Origin of the sequence: Kribbella sp. CCNWLW201, assembly GCF_037203805.1 — a bacterium.
GTDB lineage: Bacteria > Actinomycetota > Actinomycetes > Propionibacteriales > Kribbellaceae > Kribbella.
Map to the genome: position 1 here is coordinate 15,577 of NZ_JBBCBQ010000008.1, position 22,439 is coordinate 38,015.

24 protein-coding genes are annotated in these 22,439 nt (G+C 68.9%); 10 read left to right on the plus strand and 14 right to left on the minus strand.

The window, feature by feature from the left end; translation table 11 throughout:
• Positions 1–26: 26 nt before the first annotated feature.
• Positions 27–1,019: a malate dehydrogenase gene (locus tag V9K99_RS28475; protein WP_337011813.1), complete on the minus strand. Its 993-nt coding sequence runs from the start codon at positions 1,017–1,019 to the stop codon at positions 27–29.
• A gap of 278 nt (positions 1,020–1,297) precedes the next feature.
• Between V9K99_RS28475 and V9K99_RS28480 the strand changes: the two genes are divergently transcribed.
• Complete coding sequence (locus V9K99_RS28480) at positions 1,298–2,440, plus strand: glycerophosphodiester phosphodiesterase (RefSeq protein ID WP_337011811.1); 1,143 nt, start codon at positions 1,298–1,300, stop codon at positions 2,438–2,440.
• 12 nt (positions 2,441–2,452) lie between these two features.
• A complete protein-coding gene (locus V9K99_RS28485; RefSeq protein ID WP_337011809.1) occupies positions 2,453–3,259 on the plus strand; it encodes a spermidine synthase in 807 nt (268 codons plus the stop codon).
• Here the strand turns inward: V9K99_RS28485 and V9K99_RS28490 are convergent.
• Positions 3,222–3,758, minus strand: coding sequence for a helix-turn-helix transcriptional regulator (locus V9K99_RS28490; RefSeq protein WP_337011807.1), 537 nt, complete (start codon positions 3,756–3,758; stop codon positions 3,222–3,224). The two genes, V9K99_RS28485 and V9K99_RS28490, sit on opposite strands and share 38 nt — an antisense overlap.
• A gap of 77 nt (positions 3,759–3,835) precedes the next feature.
• On the opposite strand from V9K99_RS28490, the gene V9K99_RS28495 reads away from it, so the two are divergent.
• Both V9K99_RS28495 and V9K99_RS28500 read left to right on the plus strand, forming a co-directional pair.
• Positions 3,836–4,699: an MOSC domain-containing protein gene (locus V9K99_RS28495; RefSeq protein WP_337011806.1), complete on the plus strand. Its 864-nt coding sequence runs from the start codon at positions 3,836–3,838 to the stop codon at positions 4,697–4,699.
• 33 nt (positions 4,700–4,732) lie between these two features.
• Entirely contained in the window at positions 4,733–5,989 is a 1,257-nt protein-coding gene (locus V9K99_RS28500; RefSeq protein WP_337011805.1) for a M1 family metallopeptidase, read from the plus strand.
• Here the strand turns inward: V9K99_RS28500 and V9K99_RS28505 are convergent.
• Positions 5,986–6,456, minus strand: a complete 471-nt coding sequence (locus V9K99_RS28505) for a lamin tail domain-containing protein (protein WP_337011803.1) — start codon at positions 6,454–6,456, stop codon at positions 5,986–5,988. The genes V9K99_RS28500 and V9K99_RS28505 overlap by 4 nt on opposite strands.
• Positions 6,457–6,567: 111 nt before the next feature.
• Entirely contained in the window at positions 6,568–7,332 is a 765-nt protein-coding gene (locus V9K99_RS28510; RefSeq protein ID WP_337011801.1) for an MBL fold metallo-hydrolase, read from the minus strand.
• Positions 7,333–7,413: 81 nt separating this feature from the next.
• On the opposite strand from V9K99_RS28510, the gene V9K99_RS28515 reads away from it, so the two are divergent.
• Positions 7,414–8,397 (plus strand): GlxA family transcriptional regulator, encoded by a 984-nt coding sequence (locus V9K99_RS28515; RefSeq protein ID WP_337011800.1) that lies wholly within the window; start codon positions 7,414–7,416, stop codon positions 8,395–8,397.
• On the opposite strand, the gene V9K99_RS28520 is transcribed toward V9K99_RS28515, so the two are convergent.
• Positions 8,351–8,611 carry a hypothetical protein gene (locus tag V9K99_RS28520; RefSeq protein ID WP_337011799.1) on the minus strand — a complete coding sequence of 87 codons (261 nt, stop codon included), beginning with the start codon at positions 8,609–8,611 and terminating at the stop codon, positions 8,351–8,353. The genes V9K99_RS28515 and V9K99_RS28520 overlap by 47 nt on opposite strands.
• 80 nt (positions 8,612–8,691) lie before the next feature.
• Positions 8,692–9,603, minus strand: a complete 912-nt coding sequence (locus V9K99_RS28525) for a hypothetical protein (protein ID WP_337011798.1) — start codon at positions 9,601–9,603, stop codon at positions 8,692–8,694.
• 193 nt (positions 9,604–9,796) lie between these two features.
• Between V9K99_RS28525 and V9K99_RS28530 the strand changes: the two genes are divergently transcribed.
• Entirely contained in the window at positions 9,797–9,940 is a 144-nt protein-coding gene (locus tag V9K99_RS28530; RefSeq protein ID WP_337011797.1) for a hypothetical protein, read from the plus strand.
• 39 nt (positions 9,941–9,979) lie between these two features.
• Positions 9,980–10,153: a hypothetical protein gene (locus V9K99_RS28535; protein ID WP_337011795.1), complete on the plus strand. Its 174-nt coding sequence runs from the start codon at positions 9,980–9,982 to the stop codon at positions 10,151–10,153.
• Between the two features lie 334 nt (positions 10,154–10,487).
• Here V9K99_RS28535 and V9K99_RS28540 read toward each other — a convergent pair whose 3' ends face one another.
• From V9K99_RS28540 to V9K99_RS28555, 4 genes are all read right to left on the minus strand, one after another.
• Positions 10,488–11,438: a CAP domain-containing protein gene (locus tag V9K99_RS28540; protein ID WP_337011793.1), complete on the minus strand. Its 951-nt coding sequence runs from the start codon at positions 11,436–11,438 to the stop codon at positions 10,488–10,490.
• A 236-nt stretch (positions 11,439–11,674) separates the two neighbouring features.
• A complete protein-coding gene (locus V9K99_RS28545) occupies positions 11,675–12,466 on the minus strand; it encodes a CAP domain-containing protein (protein ID WP_337011791.1) in 792 nt (263 codons plus the stop codon).
• A 93-nt stretch (positions 12,467–12,559) separates the two neighbouring features.
• Complete coding sequence (locus V9K99_RS28550) at positions 12,560–13,222, minus strand: GNAT family N-acetyltransferase (RefSeq protein WP_337011789.1); 663 nt, start codon at positions 13,220–13,222, stop codon at positions 12,560–12,562.
• A 199-nt stretch (positions 13,223–13,421) separates the two neighbouring features.
• A complete protein-coding gene (locus V9K99_RS28555) occupies positions 13,422–14,570 on the minus strand; it encodes a GNAT family N-acetyltransferase (protein WP_337011788.1) in 1,149 nt (382 codons plus the stop codon).
• 80 nt (positions 14,571–14,650) lie between these two features.
• On the opposite strand from V9K99_RS28555, the gene V9K99_RS28560 reads away from it, so the two are divergent.
• Together V9K99_RS28560 and V9K99_RS28565 are read left to right on the plus strand one after the other, a co-directional pair.
• Positions 14,651–15,463 (plus strand): DeoR/GlpR family DNA-binding transcription regulator, encoded by an 813-nt coding sequence (locus V9K99_RS28560; RefSeq protein WP_337011785.1) that lies wholly within the window; start codon positions 14,651–14,653, stop codon positions 15,461–15,463.
• A complete protein-coding gene (locus V9K99_RS28565; RefSeq protein WP_337011783.1) occupies positions 15,460–16,671 on the plus strand; it encodes an MFS transporter in 1,212 nt (403 codons plus the stop codon). Before V9K99_RS28560 ends, V9K99_RS28565 begins: the two co-directional genes overlap by 4 nt.
• Here V9K99_RS28565 and V9K99_RS28570 read toward each other — a convergent pair.
• The 3 genes from V9K99_RS28570 to galT form a co-directional block, all read right to left on the minus strand.
• Positions 16,655–17,401: a M23 family metallopeptidase gene (locus V9K99_RS28570; protein WP_337011781.1), complete on the minus strand. Its 747-nt coding sequence runs from the start codon at positions 17,399–17,401 to the stop codon at positions 16,655–16,657. The genes V9K99_RS28565 and V9K99_RS28570 overlap by 17 nt on opposite strands.
• Before the next feature lie 138 nt (positions 17,402–17,539).
• Positions 17,540–18,670 carry a galactokinase gene (galK, locus tag V9K99_RS28575; RefSeq protein ID WP_337011779.1) on the minus strand — a complete coding sequence of 377 codons (1,131 nt, stop codon included), beginning with the start codon at positions 18,668–18,670 and terminating at the stop codon, positions 17,540–17,542.
• Entirely contained in the window at positions 18,667–19,713 is a 1,047-nt protein-coding gene (gene galT / locus V9K99_RS28580) for a galactose-1-phosphate uridylyltransferase (RefSeq protein WP_337011777.1), read from the minus strand. The genes galK and galT overlap by 4 nt, the downstream gene beginning before the upstream one ends.
• A 191-nt stretch (positions 19,714–19,904) precedes the next feature.
• On the opposite strand from galT, the gene V9K99_RS28585 reads away from it, so the two are divergent.
• Positions 19,905–21,215: a hemolysin family protein gene (locus tag V9K99_RS28585; protein WP_337011775.1), complete on the plus strand. Its 1,311-nt coding sequence runs from the start codon at positions 19,905–19,907 to the stop codon at positions 21,213–21,215.
• On the opposite strand, the gene V9K99_RS28590 is transcribed toward V9K99_RS28585, so the two are convergent.
• The gene (locus V9K99_RS28590; RefSeq protein WP_337011773.1) at positions 21,175–22,437 is read right to left on the minus strand and encodes an MFS transporter; all 1,263 of its coding nucleotides are present in this window, start codon (positions 22,435–22,437) and stop codon (positions 21,175–21,177) included. The two genes, V9K99_RS28585 and V9K99_RS28590, sit on opposite strands and share 41 nt — an antisense overlap.
• Between the last annotated feature and the right edge of the window lie 2 nt (positions 22,438–22,439).

The following is a 22,439-nucleotide window of genomic DNA, read 5'->3' on the forward strand; positions in this document are numbered from 1 at the left end:
CCGGGGGTTCTCTGTGCTGGGTGGGGTCAGCCGAGGAGGCCGAGGGTTTGGACTGCGTCGCGTTCTTCGGCCAGTTCGGTGGTGCTGGCGTCGATGCGGGTGCGGGAGAAGTCGTTGATCTCCAGGCCCTGGACGATCTCCCAGTTGCCGTCCTTGGTGGTGACCGGGAAGGAGGAGATCAGGCCCTCGGGGACGTCGTACGAACCGTCCGAGACGACCGCCATCGACAGCCAGTCGCCGTCGGCCGAGCCGCGCAGCCAGTCGCGGGTGTGGTCGATCGTGGCCGCCGCCGCGGACGCCGCCGAGGACGCGCCGCGGGCCTCGATGATCGCCGCGCCGCGCTTCTGCACGGTCGGAATGAAGTCGTTCTCCAGCCAGGCCTGGTCGTTCACGACCTCGGCGGCGTTCTTGCCGGCCACCTCGGCGTGGAAGATGTCCGGGTACTGGGTCGCGGAGTGGTTGCCCCAGATCGTCACCTTCTTCAGGTCGGTGACGTGCGTACCGGTCTTCTTCGCCAGCTGGGCCAGCGCGCGGTTGTGGTCCAGCCGGGTCAGCGCGGAGAACCGCTCGGCCGGGATGTCCGGCGCGTTGCTGCGGGCGATCAGCGCGTTGGTGTTGGCCGGGTTGCCGGTGACGGTGATCCGGATGTCGTCCGCGGCGTTGTCGTTCAGCGCCTTGCCCTGGACGGTGAAGATCGCGCCGTTCGCCTCCAGCAGGTCGCCGCGCTCCATCCCCTTGGTCCGCGGCCGGGCGCCGACCAGCAGGGCCACGTTCGCACCGTCGAAGATGACGTTCGGGTCGTCGCCGATCTCCACCCCGGCCAGCGTCGGGAAGGCGCAGTCGTCGAGCTCCATCACGACCCCCTCGAGCGCCTTCAGCGCCGGCGTGATCTCCAGCAGCCGGAGCTCGACCGGCGTGTCCGGGCCGAGCAGCGCACCGCTCGCGATCCGGAACAGCAGGCTGTAGCCGATCTGACCAGCGGCCCCGGTAACGGCCACCTTCACCGGTGTAGTGCTCACGACACGCTCCTCGAACGAATTTGATTGTGTGTGCTTCGGACGCTAGCAAGCCGCGCGCGCGAGCCCAACGCTGGGGCGCCCACGACTTCCTCACACTCGCCGCGGGACGGAAAGGGAGACTCCACCCACTCGACCGGCATCAGGCGCCGTGGCATCGTTCACCCCGCAGCAACCATCCGTCCGCCATCAGGCCGCCCCGATGTCGCTCCCCGCCAAGAGTGTGAGCCTTAGGCCGTGTCTGACATGGCCTAGTCCCTGACGCGTTAGGAGAATCGCCCATGACTCGAACGGTGCTGCCCCGCCGCTTCGTTCCCGCCGCCGCCTCGGCCCTGGCCGTGGCCGCCGCCGTGCTGGTCCCGCAGGTCGTGCCCGAGTCGGCCCCGGCCGCGGACGTCGCCGCCCAGTCCGCCGAGAAGCACCGCGACGACTTCGTCATCGTCGGGCACCGGGGTGCGTCCGGGTATCGGCCGGAGCACACGCTGGCGTCGTACGAGCTGGCGGCCCGGATGGGGGCCGACTACATCGAGCCCGACCTCGTGACCACCAAGGACCGGGTGCTGGTGGCCCGGCACGAGCCGGAGATCGGCGGTACGACGGACGTCGCGGCGCATCCGGAGTTCGCGGCCCGGAAGAAGACCAAGCAGCTCGACGGTGTCGCGGTGACCGGGTGGTTCGCCGAGGACTTCACCCTGGCCGAGCTGCGCACGCTCCGGGCGAAGGAGCGCATCCCGGCGGTCCGCCAGCACAACACCGTGTTCGACGGCCACTACCAGGTCCCGACCCTGCAGGAGGTCATCGACCTGAGCCGCCGGCTGTCCCGCGAGCTCGGGCGGCCGATCGGCATCTACCCGGAGACCAAGCACCCGACGTACTTCCAGCAGCAGGGCCTGGCGCTCGAGCCGGAGCTGGTGAAGACCCTGAACCGCAACGGCCTGAACCGCCCGGACGCCAAGGTGTTCGTGCAGTCCTTCGAGGTGGCGAACCTCAAGGATCTCCGCCCGCAGCTGCGGGTCCCGCTGGTCCAGCTCACCAGCTCGTCCGGAGCGCCGTACGACTTCGTTGTCGCCGGCGACAAGCGCACGTACGCCGACATCGTCAGCCCGGCCGGTCTGCGCGAGGTCGCGACGTACGCCAAGGGTCTCGGCCCGTCGAAGGATCAGGTGATCCCGCTCGACGCCACTGGCAAGCTCGGGCAGCCGACCGCCCTGGTCGCCAACGCGCACCGCGCCGGTCTTGTCGTGCACCCGTACACCTTCCGGGTGGAGAACAACTTCCTGCCGGCGAACTTCGACAGCTCGGCGGTGGCGGCCGACTCGGGCAACCTGTTCGGCGAGATCGCGGCGTACCGCAAGGCCGGGATCGACGGGCTGTTCACCGACAACACCGACATCGCGGTGGCCGAGGAGATCGAATCGCGATGACAAGATAGGCGGGTGGAACGCAAGGTCGGCTCCGGAACCGCGACCGTCGAGGCTGAGGCCGACGGGACCTTCGTACTCCGGGTCGACGGATCGCTGCAGTCGCAGGTCGACCTTGCCGATCCCACCAACCTGTCCTTCGAGTACATGCGACGGATCGGCGATGTCGTCGATGCCGTCGCGCCTCGACGTCAGCCGGTCGCCGTCGTGCACGTGGGCGGCGCCGGGCTGAGTCTGCCGCGGTACGTCGCGGTGACCCGGCCGCGATCGCGGCAGATCGTGCTGGAGCCCGACGAGGATCTGACCGAGTTCGTCCGTGAGGCGCTGCCGCTGCCGCAGCGGGCCGGGATCAAAGTGCGGGGTGTCAGCGGCCGGGCCGGGATCACCGAGCTGTACGACGATTCGATGGACCTGCTGATCCTGGATGCCTTCGAGCACGAGGCGGTCCCGTCGAACCTGGTCACCGCCGAGTTCTTCGCCGAATGTGTCCGGGTGCTGCGGCCGACCGGCGTACTGGTCGCGAACCTGATCGACGGCTCGGCCGGCCTGCCGTTCATCCGTCGTACGGCGGCGACAGTGCGCGGGGTGCTCGGCGACGGCGTCGTACTGGCTGAGCGGAAAGTCCTTCGGGGCAAGGGATTCGGGAACGTCATCCTGGTCGCGTCACGGCAGCCCGTTCCAGACCTGACCACGGCCGGTCGGCGGGCTCAACCGCCGTACGACGTGATGCCGCTGAGCGAGCTGGCCGGCAAGGCGGCGCCGCTCACCGACGCGGAGGGCTTCATCACGCCGCCCGCACCACCGGGGACCTTCCGGAGCTGAGGCTTCTCTTGGAGCTGATCCGGTCGAGGGTCTCGGCGACCGCGGCGCGCTCCTCGGGTGTCGCGCCGACCGCGCGGACCAGCCGGTCGAGCCGATCCCGGCCGGGCAGCCGCGTGCCCTGGAACCAGGCCTGGATGGTGGTCCGGGGGATCCCGGTGAGCTGCTCCAGGCTGCGCGATGATCTCGGCCGCGCGAGTGCCGACAACGCTGTGCCGAGTTCGGTCAGGGAATCGGCGGTGCGCAGCAGTTCGACAAGATCCTGCGGACCGCGACTCGTGGTCTCCCATCGGCGCCGCCAGACCGGCATCAGGTCGGCCGGTACGCCGCAGCCTGCGAGGAACGCGGCCGTCACGTCCCAGCTTGGCAGGTGCTTGCCGCCGGTCGCCCGGACCAGGTGTGCGTGCGAGTAGTGAGCCTGATCGGCCAGTTCGCGATAGGTCAGCCCGGCCTCTCGTCGTACCCGCTGCAGCGCCGCGGCGAACGCCTCCACATCCTGCATCTCGACCTCCTCGCGATCAAACATAATTCAACATGATCGAACAAGGCAAGTGTCAGTAGTCACGGTAGGCTTGGCGGGTGTCTGTCGCGAGGGTTGCCGCTCTGACCTATTACCCGGTGAAGGGTCTCTCCGGGGTGTCTGTGGAGCAGGCCGAGGTGGGTCCGGCCGGGCTGCGGCACGACCGGAACTTCATGCTCGTCGAGCCGGACGGGACGTTCCTGAGTCAGCGGAGTCTGCCCATGATGGCGGCGCTGCGGACCGAGGTCCTCGACGACGGCGCCGCGCTCCGCTTCAGCGCGGAGGGTGCCCCGGACCTCGAAGTGCCGGTTCAGTACGACGGCAAGCGGCGCGACGTCAGCCTGTTCGGGAAGTGGTTCGGCCAGGGCGTGGTGCAGGACTCGGCCGCGGACGAGTGGTTCTCCGCGCGGCTCGGCAAGCCCGCGGCGCTGGTCCGGGTGACGCCCGAGCACGAGCGGCCCGGATGGGGTGTGCACGCCGGCCAGACCGGCTTCGGTGACGCGCACGCGTTGCTGATCACGTCATTGTCGTCGCTGGACGGTCTGAATGAGCGGATCGTCGAGCACGGTGGCGACGCGATCCCGATGAACCGCTTCCGGCCGAACATCGTCGTGGCCGGCTGGCCCGAACCGCACACCGAGGACAAGGTGCTGCGGATGGCGGCCGGTTCGGTCGAGATCGGGTACGCGGCCCGCTCGATCCGGTGCGCGGTGCCGACCGTCGATCAGGCGACCGGCGCGAAGCGCGGTCCAGAGCCGACCCGGACGCTGGCGACGTACCGCCGGCAGCCGGACTACGGCGGCGGTGTCAGCTTCGGCATGAAGGCCGCGGTACTTGCCGAAGGCACCCTTCATGTAGGCGATGAGATCTTGGTACACGACTGGATCCCGGACGGGCCGGACCCGGCGCCCAGCACTCGGTAGCCTGCAGACTCCACCAGTTCGGGGAGTCTGCGCATGCACCGGTTCCTGTTGTTGCTGCTGGCATCGATCTCGTTGTTCGCGGCACCTGCTCTTGCCGGTGTGGCGCGGGTCCCGGGCATTCCGTCGTACGACGTCGAACTGACCGGCAGCGCGGACGGTACGACGTGGTCCGGGCGGGAGAGTGTCGCCTTCACGAACTCGTCGGCCGAGCCGTTGCCGGAGATCTACCTGCGGTTGTGGGGGAATGTCCACGACTGCAATGCGGTCGTGGTCCGGATCGGGGTGTCGACGGGGGATTGCACGGTGGTGAAGGTGCCGCTGACCGAGCCGCTGGCACCCGGGAAACGTACGTCGATCGCCTTCGACGTGACGATGACCGCGCCGAACAGACAGGATCGATTCGGGCGGTCAGGTCAGTACAGCTTCTTCGGGAATGCCCTGCCTGTGCTGGCGGTGCGTGACAACACAGGATGGCATCTCGAGCCGGATGTGGGGATCGGCGAGAGCTTCTACACGGTGGCGGCCGACTTCCGGGTCCAGCTGACGCATACGGGCAATGTCGTCGTACCGGCGACCGGGGTGACGGCCGACGGGGTGACGATCGCCAAGCAGGTCAGGGATTTCGCCTGGGCCGCCGGGCCGTTCACCACGTCGGAGGCGACGTCGCCCGGTGGGATCAAGGTCCGCACCTGGGCGACGTCGACCGTCACGCCGGCTGCAGTTGCCGACGCGCGAACCACAGCGATGGCCGCGATCGACGACTTCGGCCGGCGATTCGGGACCTATCCGTACGGCGAGCTCGACCTGGTGCTGAACGATCAGTGGAACACGTTCAGCGGGATGGAGTACCCCGGCTTCGTGCTGCTGATCTCACCGGGCAGTCCGGTGGTGCACGAGGTGGCACATCAGTGGTGGTACGGCATCATCGGGAACAACGAGTACGCCGATCCCTGGCTGGACGAGGCGTTCGCGACCTACGCCACTGACCTGCACGAAGGCGCCCACCGGCCCGGCTGCTGGCCACGTTGGTTGCCCACCGCAATCACCAACCCGATGTCCTACTGGCAGTCCCACCAGAGGTCGTACGGCCCTGTCGTCTACACGTACGGCGCCTGCATGCTCCACGACCTGGAACGCCTGATCGGCACCCCAACGATGGTCGAACTGCTGACGACGTACGCGAAAGCCCACTGGCACGGAGTCTCCACTCCAGCCGACTTCAAAGCAGCCGCGCAAGCCGCCAGCAGCACTGACCTGACCTCCTTCTGGAGATCACACGCGATGAACTAGCAAGCGACCCGGTAGCGGCCGGGGACGGCTGTGTAGGTGCAGGTGTCGAAGGTTTTGCCGGCTGGGGTCTGGAAGCGGGCGGTGTCGCCGGTGTTGTTCCAGATGTAGTTGCCCTGGTTCCAGTAGAGGGTCAGGGCGCGGTTGCGGTTCTTGCCGGTGCGGACGATCACGGTGGATCGGCCCGGGAGGACGTAGCCGCGCGGGAAGACGAAGACGTGGTTCGCGGCGTCGAGGACGCGGAAGCCGGACAGGTTGATCGGCCTCGTGCTGATGTTGCGGACGGTGAAGAACTCCTGGTTCAGCTGCGCGTTGGTGCGGTAGTCGGTACCGGGCGGGTCATATTGGATCCCGCTCAGCACCACCGTGATCGCCGCCGATGCGGGCAACGGTGCGAGCACCGCCGCGGCGACCGTCACCACGGCGGTGGCGAGAGCGGAAGACAGCAGGCTGAAGCGTCGTGCGAACAAAGGATTCCCCTTCGGCAGTGGGCCGATTTCCCCCCGGCCCGATGAACTGTGAGCTGCCGGTTCCCCCCGGCGGTCGAACCCTAGGAGTTACGCTCCGTATTCGTCAAGGGGTCATCCAACCTCTGTCGCGACACCGTGGGTGAGGAGCCGGAGACGGTCGGACAGGCCGGCCCGCTCGAAGTTGGTTAAGAGGTGTTCGGGACCCTCGGAGAAGTGGGACCAGCCTTCGGTGTGGACGGGGACGATGGTGGCGGGGGCGAGCAGATGGGCGGCCTCGACTGCGGCCTCGGAGGTCAGGGTGAGCGGGGCTCCGTCCATCAGCGGTGTACGGGCGGCGCCAGCGAAGAGGACGGCGACGTCGATGGGGGCGAAGCGGTCGGCGATCTGCTTGACCAGGTCGACCGACGCGTTGTCGCCGGAGACGTAGACGGTGGGGAGGCCGTCGCCGGTGAGGATGAAGCCGGTGACGACGCCGAGGACGGCCTCGGCGCCTTCGGGGCCGTGCAGCGCGGGTACGCCGGTGACGGTGATGACGCCGCCGTCAGGACGCCGTACGTCCACCGACTCCCAGTTCTCCAGACCGCGTACGCCGGGGATACGCGAGGCCGCACCTGGAGTCGACAGGACCACCGGGACGGACGGCAGCAGTGCGCGGCCGGCGTCGTCGAGGTTGTCCTTGTGCTCATCGTGAGACAGCAGTACGACGTCGACCGGGCCGAGCTCCGAGACGGGTACGGCCGGGCCGATCAGTTTGGTCATCACCCGACCGGTCGGCAGGACGTACTCCTGTGGCTCGTCGAAGGCGGGGTCGGTCACGATGTTCAGTCCACCAAGGCTGATCAGTGCGGTCGGGCCGCCGATGTGCGTGATCTTCATGTCTCGATCGTCGCGGCCCGCTCGCGTGATCACCATTGGCCCGAGAGCCACAGTTCCTGAAGATCGGGCCATACTGGTTCCATGCGTAGCGTCGCCGTTCTCGCCTTCGACGGGATGAGCCCGTTCCACCTGTCCGTCCCGTGCCTGGTGCTCGGCGACCGCCTCGGTGAGCCGAGCGAGTACGACGTCCGCGTGTGTGCCGAGCGACCCGGTCAGCTCGCGACCAACGCCGGCTTCGGGATCAGCGTCGACCACGGGCTCGAGGCGATGGACGTGGTGGACCTGGTGATCCTGCCGAGTTGGCAGCCGGATCGCGAACCGTCCGCCGTACTGATCGACACGATCCAGAAAGCTCATGCCCGCGGGGCCACTGTGGTCGGGCTGTGCATCGGTGCGTTTCTGGTCGCGGCGAGTGGGATCGCGAACGGCCGGGAAGTCGTCACGCACTGGAAGTGGGCGGACGAACTGCAGGCCAAGCATCCGAACATCAAGGTCCGCGCGGACGTCCTGTGGTCCGACCTCGGCGATCTCGTCACCTCGGCCGGGACGGCGGCCTCGCTCGACTGCTGTCTGCATCTCGTTCGCACCCACCACGGCGTCGAGTTGGCCGAGCGGCTGGCCCGGAGCATCGTCGTCGCCCCGCATCGCAGCGGCTCGCAGGCGCAATACATCCCGGTCCCGGTCCCGCCCGACCCGAGCGACGACGTGATCGAGAAGGCGATGGTGTGGGCGCGCGCTCGACTCGATCAGCCTGTGTCCCTGGACGAATGGGCGGCCGCGGTGGCGCTGTCCCGCCGTACCTTCACCAGACAGTTCCGCGCCCGCACTGGCAGCTCAGGTCAGGCCTGGCTGCTCCGCCAGCGACTCGACCGGGCCAGATTGTTGCTCGAGACCACCGACCATCCGGTCGAACGCGTCGCCACCGACAGCGGCTTCGGCAGCAGCGCAGCCCTCCGCCACCACTTCCACGCGCTTCTCGGTACGACGCCACAGCGGCATCGTCAGGAGTTCGGCGTACTCACAGCAGGAGCAGCAGGGTATACAGCGCCGGCGCCGCGAAGGTGACCAGGAGGATCCAGGCCATCAGCCGGTGACCGGGTTTGCCGCGGTCGAGGGACGAGGCGAAGTAGAGTACGGCGCCTTCCTCGGTGTGCCGGCTCAGGCCCATCCGCCGGGCCTCCTCCGGGCGCGGATCGGGGCGCTCTTCAGCCAGCGCGTCCGGCGGAATCCCGAAGTGAGCGGGCCGGGGCGGGTCCAGGTCGTCGCGTTCCCCGTACATCCGGCCTCCCGCAGGGTTGGTGGACCAAGGGTCGTTCCCTCCCATGGTCGCACCAACCACCCACGAAAGTGCGCTCCGTCTTACGTGAAGTCCGCGACCCAGCTGACCCGGGTCGCGCTCCTGCCCAGGCAGGTGATCAGTTCGACGCCGTCGCAGTAGGGTTTCGTCGCCTTGCCGACGGCCAGGGTCTTCAGATTGCAGTTCAGAATCGTGCTCTTGCTTTGGGTCATCATCTGGTCGTACGCCTTCTGGGCGGACCAACTGTCGCCACCCGCCGCCGACATCGACTGGCCGGAGGCGTTGAGGTTGCTCGACGACTTGGCACGGTTGGTTGCGTCCGAGCGTGCGCCGCCCGTGAGGCCAGGGTCCTGCTCGAGCGGGGCACAGCCGTTGTCGACACGGGCTGCGTCGATCATGTCGAACAGTTGCAGTTCGTCCGCGGTCATCCCACCATCCCGCGCCGGTGGCGGAGGCGGCGCGGTGGTCGTCGGGGTGGTGGACGGCTGGGTCGTTGTGGTGGTGCGGCTGGCTGTCGGGGTGGGCTCGGTTGGGGCCGTGGTCTTGCGGTCGTCCGTCGGAGAGGTGGTCGGGCGGTCCGTGGGCTCCGGGGTGTTGGTCGGCGTGGTCGAATCCGTCGGGGTCGGCGTCGGGGTCGCGCTCGGCTTGACCGGCGGCGTGCTCGCCTTGGCCGACGGGGGATTGACGACCGGCTTGGTCGTCGGGGTGACGTAGGTGTCGTCGGTGCGGGTGACGATCGGGATCGACGCGTCGGCCTCGTCGTTCTGCGGCTGGTGCAGCAGGATCCACGAGATCGGGGTGATCACCAGTACGACGGACGCGACGGCGATCAACGGCCGACGCGCCCGCGAGCCACCGGCGGCGGACCGGGCGGCCGCGCGCGAACCCCCGCGCCCGCCACCCCCACCGGCGGCGGTGCGAGGACCGGAGGCGGCCGCGGTCGTCGTACCCGCCGCGGCAGCGGTCGTGCCCACAGCGGCTGCGCCGATCCTCGAGCCTGATGTCTGAGTAGTCGTCTCCGCGGAATCGGCCTCGGTCGTAGAGGCGAAGCGCCGACCCGTCCGCGCCGGGGCCTCAGTCGTCGAGCCTGCGGCGGACTGCGTCACCCACGACGGCGAGCCGCTCGACGCTGCCGAGTAGGACCGCGGAGAGGCGGTCTCAGCCGGCGTGGAGTCGCTCGCCCGCGAGTACGACCGTGAAGCGGCGTTCTCAGCGGACGCGCTCGCCCGCGAGTACGAACGGGACGAGGCGGTCTCGCCCACGCCGGCGCCCGCGGCGGGCGTCGTACCGGCTGCGGCCGAGCGGGAGTAGGACCGCGAGGAAGCGGTCTCGCCGAGGCCGGATTCCCGGGTGCGCGAGTACGACGTCTCGCCGACGCTGGACGGGGACGTCGGGCGCGCGATCGGCTGGGTCCCCGCGCCCGGGGTGGACTGGGTGTTCGCCCAGAACGGCGACTCGTTCGCCGCACCCGCGGACTGTGCGGTCGCCCAGAACGGGGACTCGTCGCTCGTCCGCGGTGCGTAGCGTGGCGGCTCCGGTGGGGTCGGCGGAGGGGTCTCCGCCGGAGTGGGTCGGTTGGCCGCGCTGGACCGGGATCCGCGGGTAGCGGCCCGGGTCGCCTTCCTGCGTGGCTTGTACCGGCCGTTGGCGCCGGACTCGGACATTATTTGTTTGTTCCCTTCACTGTCTCGCCCCCAAGACGTGCCTCATCAGGCGTCTCACCGGAGCCCCCCAGGACGGTCCGGCGACATGACAAGGACGGATCTACCCGCAGTGACCAGCCGTGAATCGGCCGGACGTTGTGGCCTCCCACCAACATCTCCGCCACACTCGGTGCGTTCGACACAATGACAATCCCTCAACTACGCCCGAAGTCCTGGACCCAGCTGCCCGGGCCGATGTCGGACCGGACCCGACCCGGGTCGTAGCCGATGCCGATCGAGGTGAACCGGCAGTTCAGGATGTTCTTGCGATGTCCTTCGCTCTGCATCCAGGCCGCGACGACTTTCTGCGCGCTGTCGTAGCCGGCGGCGATGTTTTCGCCCCAGCCCGAGCCGCGGTATCCGGCGGCCGCCATCCGGTCGCCCGGATCCTGGCCGTCGGGGTTCGTGTGGTCCATGTAGTGCCGGCGGACCATATCGGACGCATGCTTGCCGGCGGCCTCGACCAGGGCGCTGTCCAGCCGGAGCGGACCGCAGCCCTGCTGCTCCCGGATCGCGTTGGTGTAGTTGAGCACCTCGCGTTCCTGCGCGTTGGTGCCGCCACCGCCGGCCGGCGGCTCCGTCGTCGGATCACTCGGCCGGGGCTCGGTGGTCGCGGTCTTCGTCGGCGACGTCCGCGTCGGCCGCGACTTCGGGGTGGTGCTGGTCTTCGTGGTGCGCGGTGCCGTCGGGCTCGCGGTCACGGTCGTCACGCTGCCGGTCGGTGCGGTGGTGACGATGCTCGTGGGTGAACCGGTCGGCGTCGATACGGGTGTGTCCGAGGTCGCGCCCGAGCCGAGCGCCGGCGTACCGGTCACGGTCGCAGTCGTTCCGTTCGGACGCGTCTTGCCGGCCGTGCGGTCCGGCGTACCGGAGGAGTTGGTGCCGTCGACAACCGAGTTGCCGGCGTCGTCGCGGGTCTCCTCGGACACGTTCAGCACCTTGGTGGCGCCGTCGACCGTCGAACTGTCGCGGGACATCAGCCAGACCACCGGGCCGATGGCAAGCAGGACGGACAACGCGCTGACGATCGGGCCGATCAGGCCGCGGCTCCGCTTGGGAGCTCGTCTGCTGCCGCGGTGTCGCCGGGGGGTAGGCGAATCCGTCATGGGTGGGCGAAACCTCTTCGTCTTCGTCGTACCGAGTGCTCGTCGTTCCCCGCGTTGCAGTTGTTGCCAGGTCCCCCCTGGTCACCGAACAGCGACCTTAACCGAGGGGAGAGGTCACCGTTACAGATCCGCGACCCCTCTTAACGAACCCTGAAGGTTCCCCTTCGGCCCGCCTGGGCAAACGCTTAACCGAGCGGCAGCAAACTGCCAGATTCGGGTACGACGAGACTCTCGTGCTAGCCGCCGAAGTCCTGCACCCAACTGCCGTTGCCCCACTCGGGTTTCACCGTGCCGGCGTCGTACCCGATGCCGATCACCTTGTAGGTGCAGTTGAGGATGTTCTTGCGGTGCCCGTCGCTGTTCATCCAGCCCTCGACCACGGCCGCCGGGCTCTGGTAGCCGACGGCGATGTTCTCGGCCATCGCGCCGCCGGTGTACCCGGCCGCCTTCATCCGGTCGAACGGGCTGCGGCCGTCCAGGCTGTCGTGCGCGAAGTAGTGCCGGTCGACCATGTCGGCGGCGTGGGCTTCGGCGGCCTCCGTCAGTGCGCTGTTCATCCGCAGCGGTCCACAGCCGGCCTTGGACCGTTCGGCGTTGGTGAGACTCAGTACCTGTGCCTCCGGCGTACCCGATCCACCGGACGGCGCACTCGTCGTCGTCTTGGTGGCCGTCGGCGTACTGGTGCGCGTGGGCGATGGCTTCGGTGTCCGGGTGCCGTCCCGGCTCGGCGCGGTCGTCGATCGGCGCGGGGTCGGCGTCGGGGTCTTGGTCTTCGGCCGGGTCGGCGTGGCGCTCGGGGTTCGCGTCGTACGACGCGGAGGTGTGGCCGACGGGGTCGTCGGAGCGCTCGGTGTGAGAGAGGAGTCGCTCGTCGTCGTGGTCAGCGGCTCGTCCTGGCTGGTCAGGACGTTCGCGGTCCGGTCCATCACGAACCACCCGATGCCGGCGATCAGCACCAATGCGGTGAGCGAGGCCAGGATCGGCCCGATCACTCCATAGCGCTGCTGCGGACGTTTGTGGCTCGTCATGGTGTGCAGCCTTGCCCAGGTCAGGCGTACCTGACTCCCCGGCCCGCCCGCACTTCACGAACCTTTGACAAAGTCATGCGTTTGAATGGAGTGTCAGCGTGATCGGGCGATGATGATGTCCGCGACGACCTTCCAGCCCAGGCTGCGGTAGAGCCGCAGGCCGTCGATCGAGGCGATCAGGATGCCGCGTTTCGCGCCCTGGGCCGCCGCCGTCTCGACCAGCGACGCCATCACCGCACTGCCGAGCCCGCGCCGCCGGTGCGCCGGATCCGTCTCGATCCGGTCCGCGACCGCATCCTCGCCGACCACTGCCATCCGGCCGCTCGACACCACGCCGCCGTGCAGCGTGGCGCGGGTGATGATCAGGTCGGACTCGAGCTCGGTGTGCAGGGCATAGCGCTCGTGCAGCTTCAGCGCCGGCTGCTCCGACAACTGGATCGTCATCAGCCAGTCCTGATCCTGCTGCACCTCGAGACCGAGCTCCTCGAGCTGCTCGATCCGGGCTTCCTTGTCGTCCGTGGCCAGGGTGATCCAGCCGGCCCCGCGGCCACCGCCGGCGGCCAGGGCCAGCTCGGCGGCACGTTCGACGCGTTCAGGCTTGTCATCGGCATCCAGGACGACGTACTCCATCGCGCGGTTCTCCTCACCCGCACGGACGGTCAGGATGCCGTCGTTGTCGTCCTCCACGGTGGTCCAGCCCCTCGAAACCGACCACCCGGCCTGCCAGCGGCGGACGAGCTCCTCACGATCTCTCACTCGTCGATTCAAGCAGCCCGATGCCGGGACGGCGAGGGGAAGCGGTGTCGTCTGTCACCAACTGGCCGTACATCACCGGTTCCGGGCGGTCACCACTACCGCGTGGCCTCGCCCCCCGCAACCCCCCCGCACCATTTCAGGGGTCAACCCCGGAGTTGGTGGGTTGCGGACCTGAATTCCTAGGGGGCAACCCACAAGTTCAGGGGTTGACCCCTGAAATGGCGGTACGGCGGTCGGAGGCGAGCAGGTCGAAGCCGTGCAGGTCGCGGAACTCGCCGTCGCGCAGCGGGGCGGCCGACCGCTCGAGGCTGACATGGGTGAAGCCGTTGACCTCGGCAACGTGGGCCGACGCGGTGTTGCCCTCGGCAGCGAGCAGCACCAGTCGCCGTCGCCCGAAGCCGCCCTCTTCGATGGGTTTGAAGGCTTGCTCGATCGCCAGCCGCACAGCAGCCGACATCACTCCACGGCCGCGCGCGTCCGGGTGCAGCCAATAGCCGACCTCGCCCCAGGTCTTGTCGATCCGGTGGTTCATGCCGAACACACTCACGTTGCCGATCAGCTCGTCCGACTCGGCATCCGCGATCGCCCAGGACACAGCCTCGCCGGTGGCCAGGCTCTCCAGCCTGCCCTCGATGAACCCCTCCGCATCCGACAGTTGGTAGGGCGACGGCATCCCGGCCAGCCAGTACTGCGTCCGCTCGTCGTTGCATGCCTCAACGATCCGCTTCGCATCCGTCGCGCGGAGTGCCCGCAACCGGATCCCGCCGGCCTCGAGTTCAGGCACCGTCCACCAGTTGCCGACCGGTTCGAGCTCGTCGTCCCGGCCGATCGTCGCGACCCACTCGTCGTACCGCACACCGCGCGCCTTCCCACCCCCTGGTACGACGACCAGACCGCGGAACCCGGCCTTCCAGGCGACCCGGCGCGACCCCCAGTTGCCGACGAAGGCCCGCCAGATCACCCGGTCCCAGCCGAGCACGTCGAACGCGTACCGGACCACCAGCTTCAGTGCCCGCGTCATCACCCCGGCGCCCCGGGCCTGCGGTGTCACCGCGAACCCGACCTCGCCGACCCCGCCTTCGCCGTCGCGCAGGTCGACGGTGCCGGCGTACTGGCCGTCGTACTCGATCGCCCAGGCCCACATGCCGCCGTCGCGCCAGCCGTTCGGGATGATCTCGGTGAGGAAGTTGACCGCGTGCTCGCGCAGATAGGGGACCGGGATGGTGGTCCAGCGCTGCATCTCCGGGTCCTGGCACATCGTGTAGGCGGGGTCGATATCGGCCTCGGTGTGGGCACGCAGGGTCACCGCGTCATCCGACAGCACCGGCACGTCCTCAGGGAATCGCATGCCTCAGCGTGACAATTCCGCGCCCGCGCGGCAACGAGATTTCCCTGACAGACACCGATTTCCCCCGTAGGCTGTGGACCGTGAACGCAGCCGGAGCAGAGGCACCACGGGGCCGGGGCGGGCAGCTGGCCGCTCAGCGGCAGGCCACGATCGTTGCCGAGGTCAACAGTCGAGGTGCGGTCACGGTGGCCGAGCTGGTCGAGCGGTTCGGGGTGTCGGACATGACGATCCGGCGCGACCTGGACGCGCTCGACTCCAGCGGCCTGCTGCACAAGGTGCACGGCGGCGCGACCTCGGTCGGGCTGCGCAGCGCGCACGAGCCGGGGTTCGACGCCAAGCTGACCCAGGAGTCCGCGGCCAAGCAGGCGATCGCGGCCGAGGCGGCCAGCCGGGTCCAGCCGGACAGCGCGATCGGGATCGGTGCCGGCACCACGACGTACGCCCTCGCCCGTCAGTTGCTCCGGGTGGAGAACCTGACCGTCGTGACGAACTCGGCCCGGATCGCCGACGTCTTCCACGGCAACAGCCGCTCCGACCGGACCGTCGTACTGATCGGCGGCATCCGGACACCCTCGGACGCCCTGGTCGGGCCGATCGCGACGGCCGCGCTGGGCTCGCTGCACCTCGACCTGCTCTTCCTCGGTGCACACGGTGTCGACGCCGAGCACGGGCTGAGCACGCCGAACCTGATGGAGGCCGAGACCAACCGGTCGTTCATCGCCGCAAGTCGCGAGGTGGTCGTGGTCGCCGACCACACCAAGTGGGGCACGGTCGGCCTGAGTACGTTCGCCACCTGGGCGGACCTCGACGTCATCGTCACCGACGCCGGCCTGTCCACCCCCGCCCGCAAAGCCATGCGCGACACCGGGTGTGAGCTGATCATCGCTTCATGAGGCGGCAGGAGCCGCTGGGTAGACCGTATTGGGTTCTCTGGACCGCCGGCGCCATCTCCTTCCTCGGTGACGGCATCACCTTCGGAGCGCTGCCGCTGCTGGCCGCCTCGATGAGCCGGGATCCGCGCATCGTCTCGCTCACCGAGGCGGTGACCGGGATCGGCTGGCTGCTGCTCGGCCTGGTGTCCGGCGTGATGGTCGACCGCTGGCGCCGGACCACCACGATGTGGATTGTCGACGCGATCCGCGCCGTCGTCGCCGGCGCGTTCGCGGCCGCCGTACTCCTCGGGCAGGAGAGCATCCCGCTGCTGCTGATCACCGGGTTCCTGCTCGGCATGCTCGCGCCGTTCTTCGACAACGCGTCCGCGGTGGTGATCCCGGATCTCGTCGTCGGCGCCGCGCTGGAGCGGGCGAACGGCTACAACCAGGCCGCGCTGGTCCTGCTCGCGAACCTGGTCGGACCGCCGGTCGGCGCCGTGTTGTTCGTCCTGCATCACGGCCTGCCGATCCTGGTCGACGCGATCTCGTTCGCGGCCGCCGCCGTACTGGTCTTCCTGGTACGACGTGCCGCACCGGCGCGCGCGGTGTCGCCGGACCGTCATCTCGGCCGGGAGTTGACGGAGGGACTGCTCTATCTCTGGCGGCACAAGCTGCTGCGATCGCTGTGCCTGCTGCTCCTGGTCGCGAACGCGGTCGGGGCGGGCATCATCGCGATCCTTGTCCTCTATGTACTGGAGGCGCTGCACCTGCCGGAGGCCTGGTTCGGCTGGCTGGTCGCGATCTACGCGGTCGGCGGAGTCGTCGGCGCGGCCCTCGCACCCCGGTTGGCCCGCCGGCTGTCGACGTTCGAGAACCTGATCAGCTCGATGCTCGTGCTCGGGTTCGCGGTCGTCGTGTTCGGCGTCGTCACCGAGCTGGCGCTGATCATCCCCGGAGCCGTGCTGATGGGGTTCGGCAGCACCTGGTGGAACGTCATCTCGATCTCGCTCCGGCAGCGGATCGTGCCGCCCGAGCTGCTCGGCCGGGTCACCGCGGTCTACCGGATGGTCGCGTTCTGCGCCGCCCCGGCGGGCGCGGTCGGTGCGGGGTTCCTCGCCCACCGCACCGACCTACGCACGCCGTACCTGGTGATGGGACTACTCCAGGTCGCGGCCACCATCGCCTTCGCCCCACTGATCAAACGCGAGCTGACTACGAGCGCGGCTTGAGGGTGTACTTCGAGCCGAACAGCTTCGCTGCCTGCTTGGGCCCGAGGTTCCCGTCGGCGCCCGCGGTACCGGGTGCGCACTTGTCCACCTGGATCTGCCACTTGGTGACCTCGTTCTTGGTGTCGAGGTCGTAGTTCCCGGTGATCTTCAGGTTCTTGCCGTCCTTCAGCTTGATGCCGTTCAGCACGAACTGCAGCCGCTTGACGCTGTCGGAGTTCGTCGTACCGAAGGTCAGCTTGTCGAGGAAGACCTCGCCAGACGTCAGCACGATGTCCTTCGACGCTTTGTAGACCAGGGACGGCGGGTAGATGCAGATGTCGTTCTTCGCCGTCCCGTTGCTCGGCTCCTTCTCCCGGGCGCCGATGTCCTTCAGGTAGTCGTACCTGGTGGCGGTGGTCCGGTGCCCCCACATCGCGGCTACGTGCAGGTGCGGACCGGTCGCATGGCCCGAGGCGCCGGACTTGCCGAGTTGGTCGCCTGCCTTGACCTTCTGGCCTTTCTTCACGCTGATCCCCGGCGACAGGTGCTGGAACAACACCGAGGCCGGCTTGCCGGCGTGGGTGATCCCCAGCAGCACCCAGTTGGAATTCGCGCCGACCTTGTTGCTCGGCGTGTTCGACGCGCCGTCGTTGCAGGCCAGGACGACACCGTCCGCCACCGCGAAGACCGGCGTACCGTTTCCGACCGGATAGTCGAACGCCGCGTGCTTGCCGCCCCGGAGTAACGCCACCCTGTTCCGACCTTGAGCTTCCCGGCAGGCAAAGGCTGAGCGATTGCCCCCACCTCACTTCCCCCAATGGATACTCCCCCTTATCGCGAAAGTACGCCTGAGGTCGGCGGCTGCCCAGTGCTTATGCCCGAAGGGGCACTAGTCGATCCGGGAGGCTCCGGCTGATGGGGCCGCGGCGAGGGCGGTGGGGGCGTTGAAACCGTTCTCCGCAAAGGCTTTCTCGATCGCGGACAGTACGGCGTCCGCCGCGTCCGCCTCGGTCAGCGCGATGATGCAGCCGCCGAAACCGCCACCGGTCATCCGGGCTCCGATCGCACCGGCCTCGAGAGCGGTGTCGACCGCGACATCCAACTCCGGCACGGTGATCTCGAAGTCGTCGCGCATGGACACATGCGACGCGGTGAACAGCGGACCGACATCACGCAGCCGGCCGGCGCGCATCAATGCGACCGCCTCCTCGACCCGGCGAATCTCCGTCACCACGTGCCGCACCCGACGCCGTACGACGTCATCCTTGAGCTGCCCCAGTGCCTCGTCGAGGTCGTCGTACTCGATCGAGCGCAGAGCCGGTACGCCGAGCTCCGCGGCGGCCTCCTCGCAGCTCTTGCGGCGAGCGGCGTACTCACCGTCGACGTGCCGGTGCGGCGCCTTCACGTCGACGACCAGCAGCGCCAGGCCGTCGGCCGCCGGGTCGAACGGGATCTGGTCGGTGGACATCGCGCGGATGTCGAAGTACAGGGCGTGTCCGGCGGTGCAGCACATCGACGCCATCTGGTCCATCAGGCCGACCGGCGCACCGACGTAGTAGTTCTCGGCCTTCTGTGCGAGCCGGGCGACCTCGGCCGGGTCGACCTCGATGTCGCGCAGACCGAGCAGGGCGACCGACGTCGCGCAGAGCAGCGCGGCCGACGAGGACAGCCCCGCGCCGGACGGCAGGTCGGAGTCGACCAGCAGGTTGGCCCCGCCGATCGAGTAGCCGGATTCACGCAGTACCCAGGCCGCACCAGCCGGGTACGCCGCCCAGTCGCCGACCGATCCCGGGGTCAGTTCGTCGATCGCGAACTCGATCACGCCGGAGTGGCCGCTCGACGCGACCGCGATCCGGCCGTCGTCGCGCTTGGAGGCGGTCACCAGGATCCGGTTCGGCAGGGCGATCGGCAGCACCAGGCCGTCGTTGTAGTCGGTGTGCTCGCCGATCAGGTTGACCCGGCCGGGCGCTCGCCAACTGCCCTCCGGTGCGACCCCGAAGACGTCCTCGAAGGAGCTCACGAACCCACCTTCCGCAGGGTCTCGGCCACATCCTCGGGCCGGGTGTCACTGATGAACGCGCCCATCCCGGACTCCGAGCCGGCCAGGTACTTGATCTTGTCCGCGGCCCGGCGGATCGACAACACCTCCAGGTGAAGGTAGGCGAGCTCGCGATCGATCCGGACCGGGGCCTGGTGCCAGGCGGCGATGTACGGCAGCGGGTCGCCGTACAGGCCGTCGAGCCGTTGCAGCACGTCAAGGTAGAGCTCGGCGAAGTCGTCGCGCTCGCCGACCGACAGCTCGCTCAGGTCGGCGACCTGGCGGTGCGGGTACAGGTGCACCTCGACCGGCCAGCGGGCCGCCTCCGGGACGAACGCGGTCCAGTTGGTGTTCTGCGCGACGACCCGGGTGCCTTCCTTCGACTCCCTGGCCAGGATGTCGGCGAACAGGTTGCTGCCGGCAACGGCCTGGTGTTCGCGGGCCCGGTCCATCAGGGTCCGCATCCGCGGCGGCAGGAACGGGTAGGCGTAGATCTGGCCGTGCGGGTGGCTCAGCGTCACGCCGATCTCACGGCCGCGGTTCTCGAACGGGAAGACGTGCTCGACGTCGTCGCGGGCGCTCAGCTCGGCGGTCCGGTCGGCCCAGGTGTCGACCACCAGCCGGGCCTGGCCCTGGGAGAGGTCGGTGAACGACTGGTTGTGGTCGCTGGTGAAGCAGACCACCTCGGTCCGGCCCGGGCCGGCGAAGGAGGGGAACCGGTTCTCGAACACGGCGACGTTGTAGTCGAGGTCCGGGATCTCGGTCGGGTTACCCGGCTTGCTCGCGCACAACGGGCACTGGTCGGCCGGCGGCAGGTAGGTCCGGGTGTTGCGGTGGGTCGCGTAGGTGATGACGTCACCGGTCAGCGGATCGGTCCGCAGATCGACCTGCGGCTGCGGCGCCGGCAGCCCGCGGGTGTCCTCGAGCGGCACCCGGGCCGGCGCGTCGGCCGGGTCGTAGTAGATCAGCTCGCGGCCGTCGGACAACTTGGTGTCCGTACGGCGTGCGCCGCGCGGTGTGTTCATCGTGTGACCCTCCCGGCCGGCGGACACCGACGGCCAGGAATCATCGTAAACCAACAAACTCGAACATGCACGGTGATACCTGCCACCGCGCCGGGGGCCCGGCGCAGATGCCCTAGGCTTGACGAATGGACGACGCTCAACCGTCGCCCTCTCCTCGACATACGACGAGAGGGCGCTAGGACTCCCCGCTGATGAACGACACCCTGCTCAACATCGTCCTGATCTTCGTCTTCGTCCTGATCGGTGGCGTCTTCGCCGCGGCCGAGATGGCACTGGTCTCGCTCCGGGAGAGCCAGCTCAAGGCGATCTCGCACCGCGGCAAGCGCGGCGAGACGGTGGCCCGGGTGGCCGCCAACCCGAACCGGTTCCTGTCCGCCGTCCAGATCGGCGTGACCCTGATGGGCTTCCTGTCCGCCGCCTTCGGTGGCGCGACCCTCGCCGACGGCCTGTCCCCGCACCTGCAGAAACTCGGTCTGCCCGAGTCGGTGGCCGGCACGGTCGCGCTGGTGCTGATCACCATCCTCATCTCCTACGTCTCGATCGTGATCGGCGAGCTGGCGGCCAAGCGGCTCGCGTTGCAGCGGGCCGAGACGTTCGCGCTCGGCCTGGCCCCGCTGGTGGACCGGATCGCCTCGATCGCCCGGCCGGTGATCTGGCTGCTCTCCCGGTCGACCGACCTGGTCGTCCGTGCCCTGGGTGGCGACCCGAACGCGAACCGTGAGGTGATGTCGGACGAGGAGCTCCGCGACCTGGTCTCGGCGCACGAGTCGCTCGGCGAGGAGGAACGCCGGATCGTCGACGACGTGTTCGAGGCCGGCGGCCGGCAGTTGCGCGAGCTGATGCTGCCGCGCACCGAGGTCGACTTCATCGACGCGGAGATGCCGGCGTACAAGGCGGTCAAGTTCGCCGCCGAGCGGCCGCACTCGCGCTACCCGGTGATGAACGGCTCGGCCGACGACATCGTCGGGTTCGTCCACGTCCGCGACCTGTTCGACCCGGCGGTCGCGACCCGTTCGGTCCGGGTCGGCGATCTGGCCCGTGAGGTCCTGCTGCTTCCGGACACCGCCAAACTGCTGCCCACGCTGACCGAGATGCGCCGGCGCTCGACCCACCTGGCCATCGTCCTGGACGAGTACGGCGGTACGGCGGGCATCGTCACACTGGAGGACCTGGTCGAGGAGCTGATCGGCGACATCAAGGACGAGTACGACGAGGAGTCGGTGGAGACCACCCGGCTGCGCAGCGGCGACATCGAGGTCGACGGCCTGCTCAACCTCGACGACTTCGCCGAAGAGACCGGCGTCGAACTCCCCGACGGCCCCTACGAGACAGTCGGCGGCTTCCTCGCCGCCCGCCTCGGCCGCGTCCCCGCCGCCGGCGACGAGACCCAGGTCGACGGCCACACCCTCACCGTCCTGGTGATGGACGGCCGCCGAGTCGCCCGCGTCCGCATCCACCGGGTCAAGCCGACGGATGACCAACCAGTTCCTGAGGAGCCGTAGCCGAGAGCATCCGCCGGCGGCTCAGGATGACCGCGCCGCCGATGACGTAGCCGAGGCCCTGGAAGACCAGGACCGGGATGATGCCGACCAGGTCGCCGAGGACACCCGCCGAGGCGATGCCGATCAGGACCGCGACCCCCTCGGCCGCCGAGATGGCGCCGAAGATCCGGCCGCGCGACGCGTCCTCGGTACGGCGCTGGAGTACCGTCATCATGCCCGCCACGGTGAACGCGCCCGGCAGGCCGACGATGATCATGCAGACGAACGCGGGGATCACGCTGTGCCAGACCAGCGGATAGCAGAACAACGCCAGGTCGATCAGCCCGAACAGGAACGCCCCGGCACCCCACATCGTTGCTGCGGGCAACCGTGAGCCGACCGCGGCGGCGACCAGCCCGCCGACGATCCCGCCGACCGCCTGCGACGACACGATCAGTCCGTACGCCGTCCCGTCGCCGCCGAGCTCGGCCGACACGAACGGCGCGAACAGCGTGCTCATCACCCCTTCGCCGACACCGGTCACCAGGCAGAACACGAACAGCAACCGCATCGCCGGGCCGGTGACACAGAGCCGGATCCCCTCGGTCCACTCCGCCTTCAGCCGCTGGATCGCACCGCTGGCCGACTGGGTGAGGGTGCGTACGACGCGATGCCGGACCCGGACGATCAGTCCCATCGCGACGAGGAACGTCGCGGCATCCACGATCGCCAGCAACGGCAGGCCGCCGAGGCCCGCGAGCAAGCCACCGATGCCCGCGCCGACCAGCCGGGCGATGTCGCTGCTCTGACTGTTCAACGCGTTGGCCGTCACCAGTTGCCGCGGTTCGACCAGAACCGGGATGAGTGACTGCTCGGCCGGGCGGAAGAACTGCTGTAGACAGCTCTGCACGAGGACAACGGCGTACACGATCCAGATCGCGCTCTCATCGCGTACGGCGAGCAGCGGCAGCAACAGGATCGCGTGCAGCAGGTTGGTGACGATCATCGTCCGCCGCCGGTCCCAGCGGTCGATGAAGACGCCGGCCAGCGAACCGAGGACGACCATCGGCACGAATGAGGAGAGCAGCAGGCCGCCCGAGGCCAGGGTCGATCCGGTCAGCACGTAGACCTGGAAGGCCAGGCCGGTCCGGAGGATCCAGTCGCCGGTGAGCGACACGAGGCCCGCGCTCAGCACCAATCGGTAGTCGCGCTGCCGCGCGAGAACGCCCCACAGTTCTTTCACGG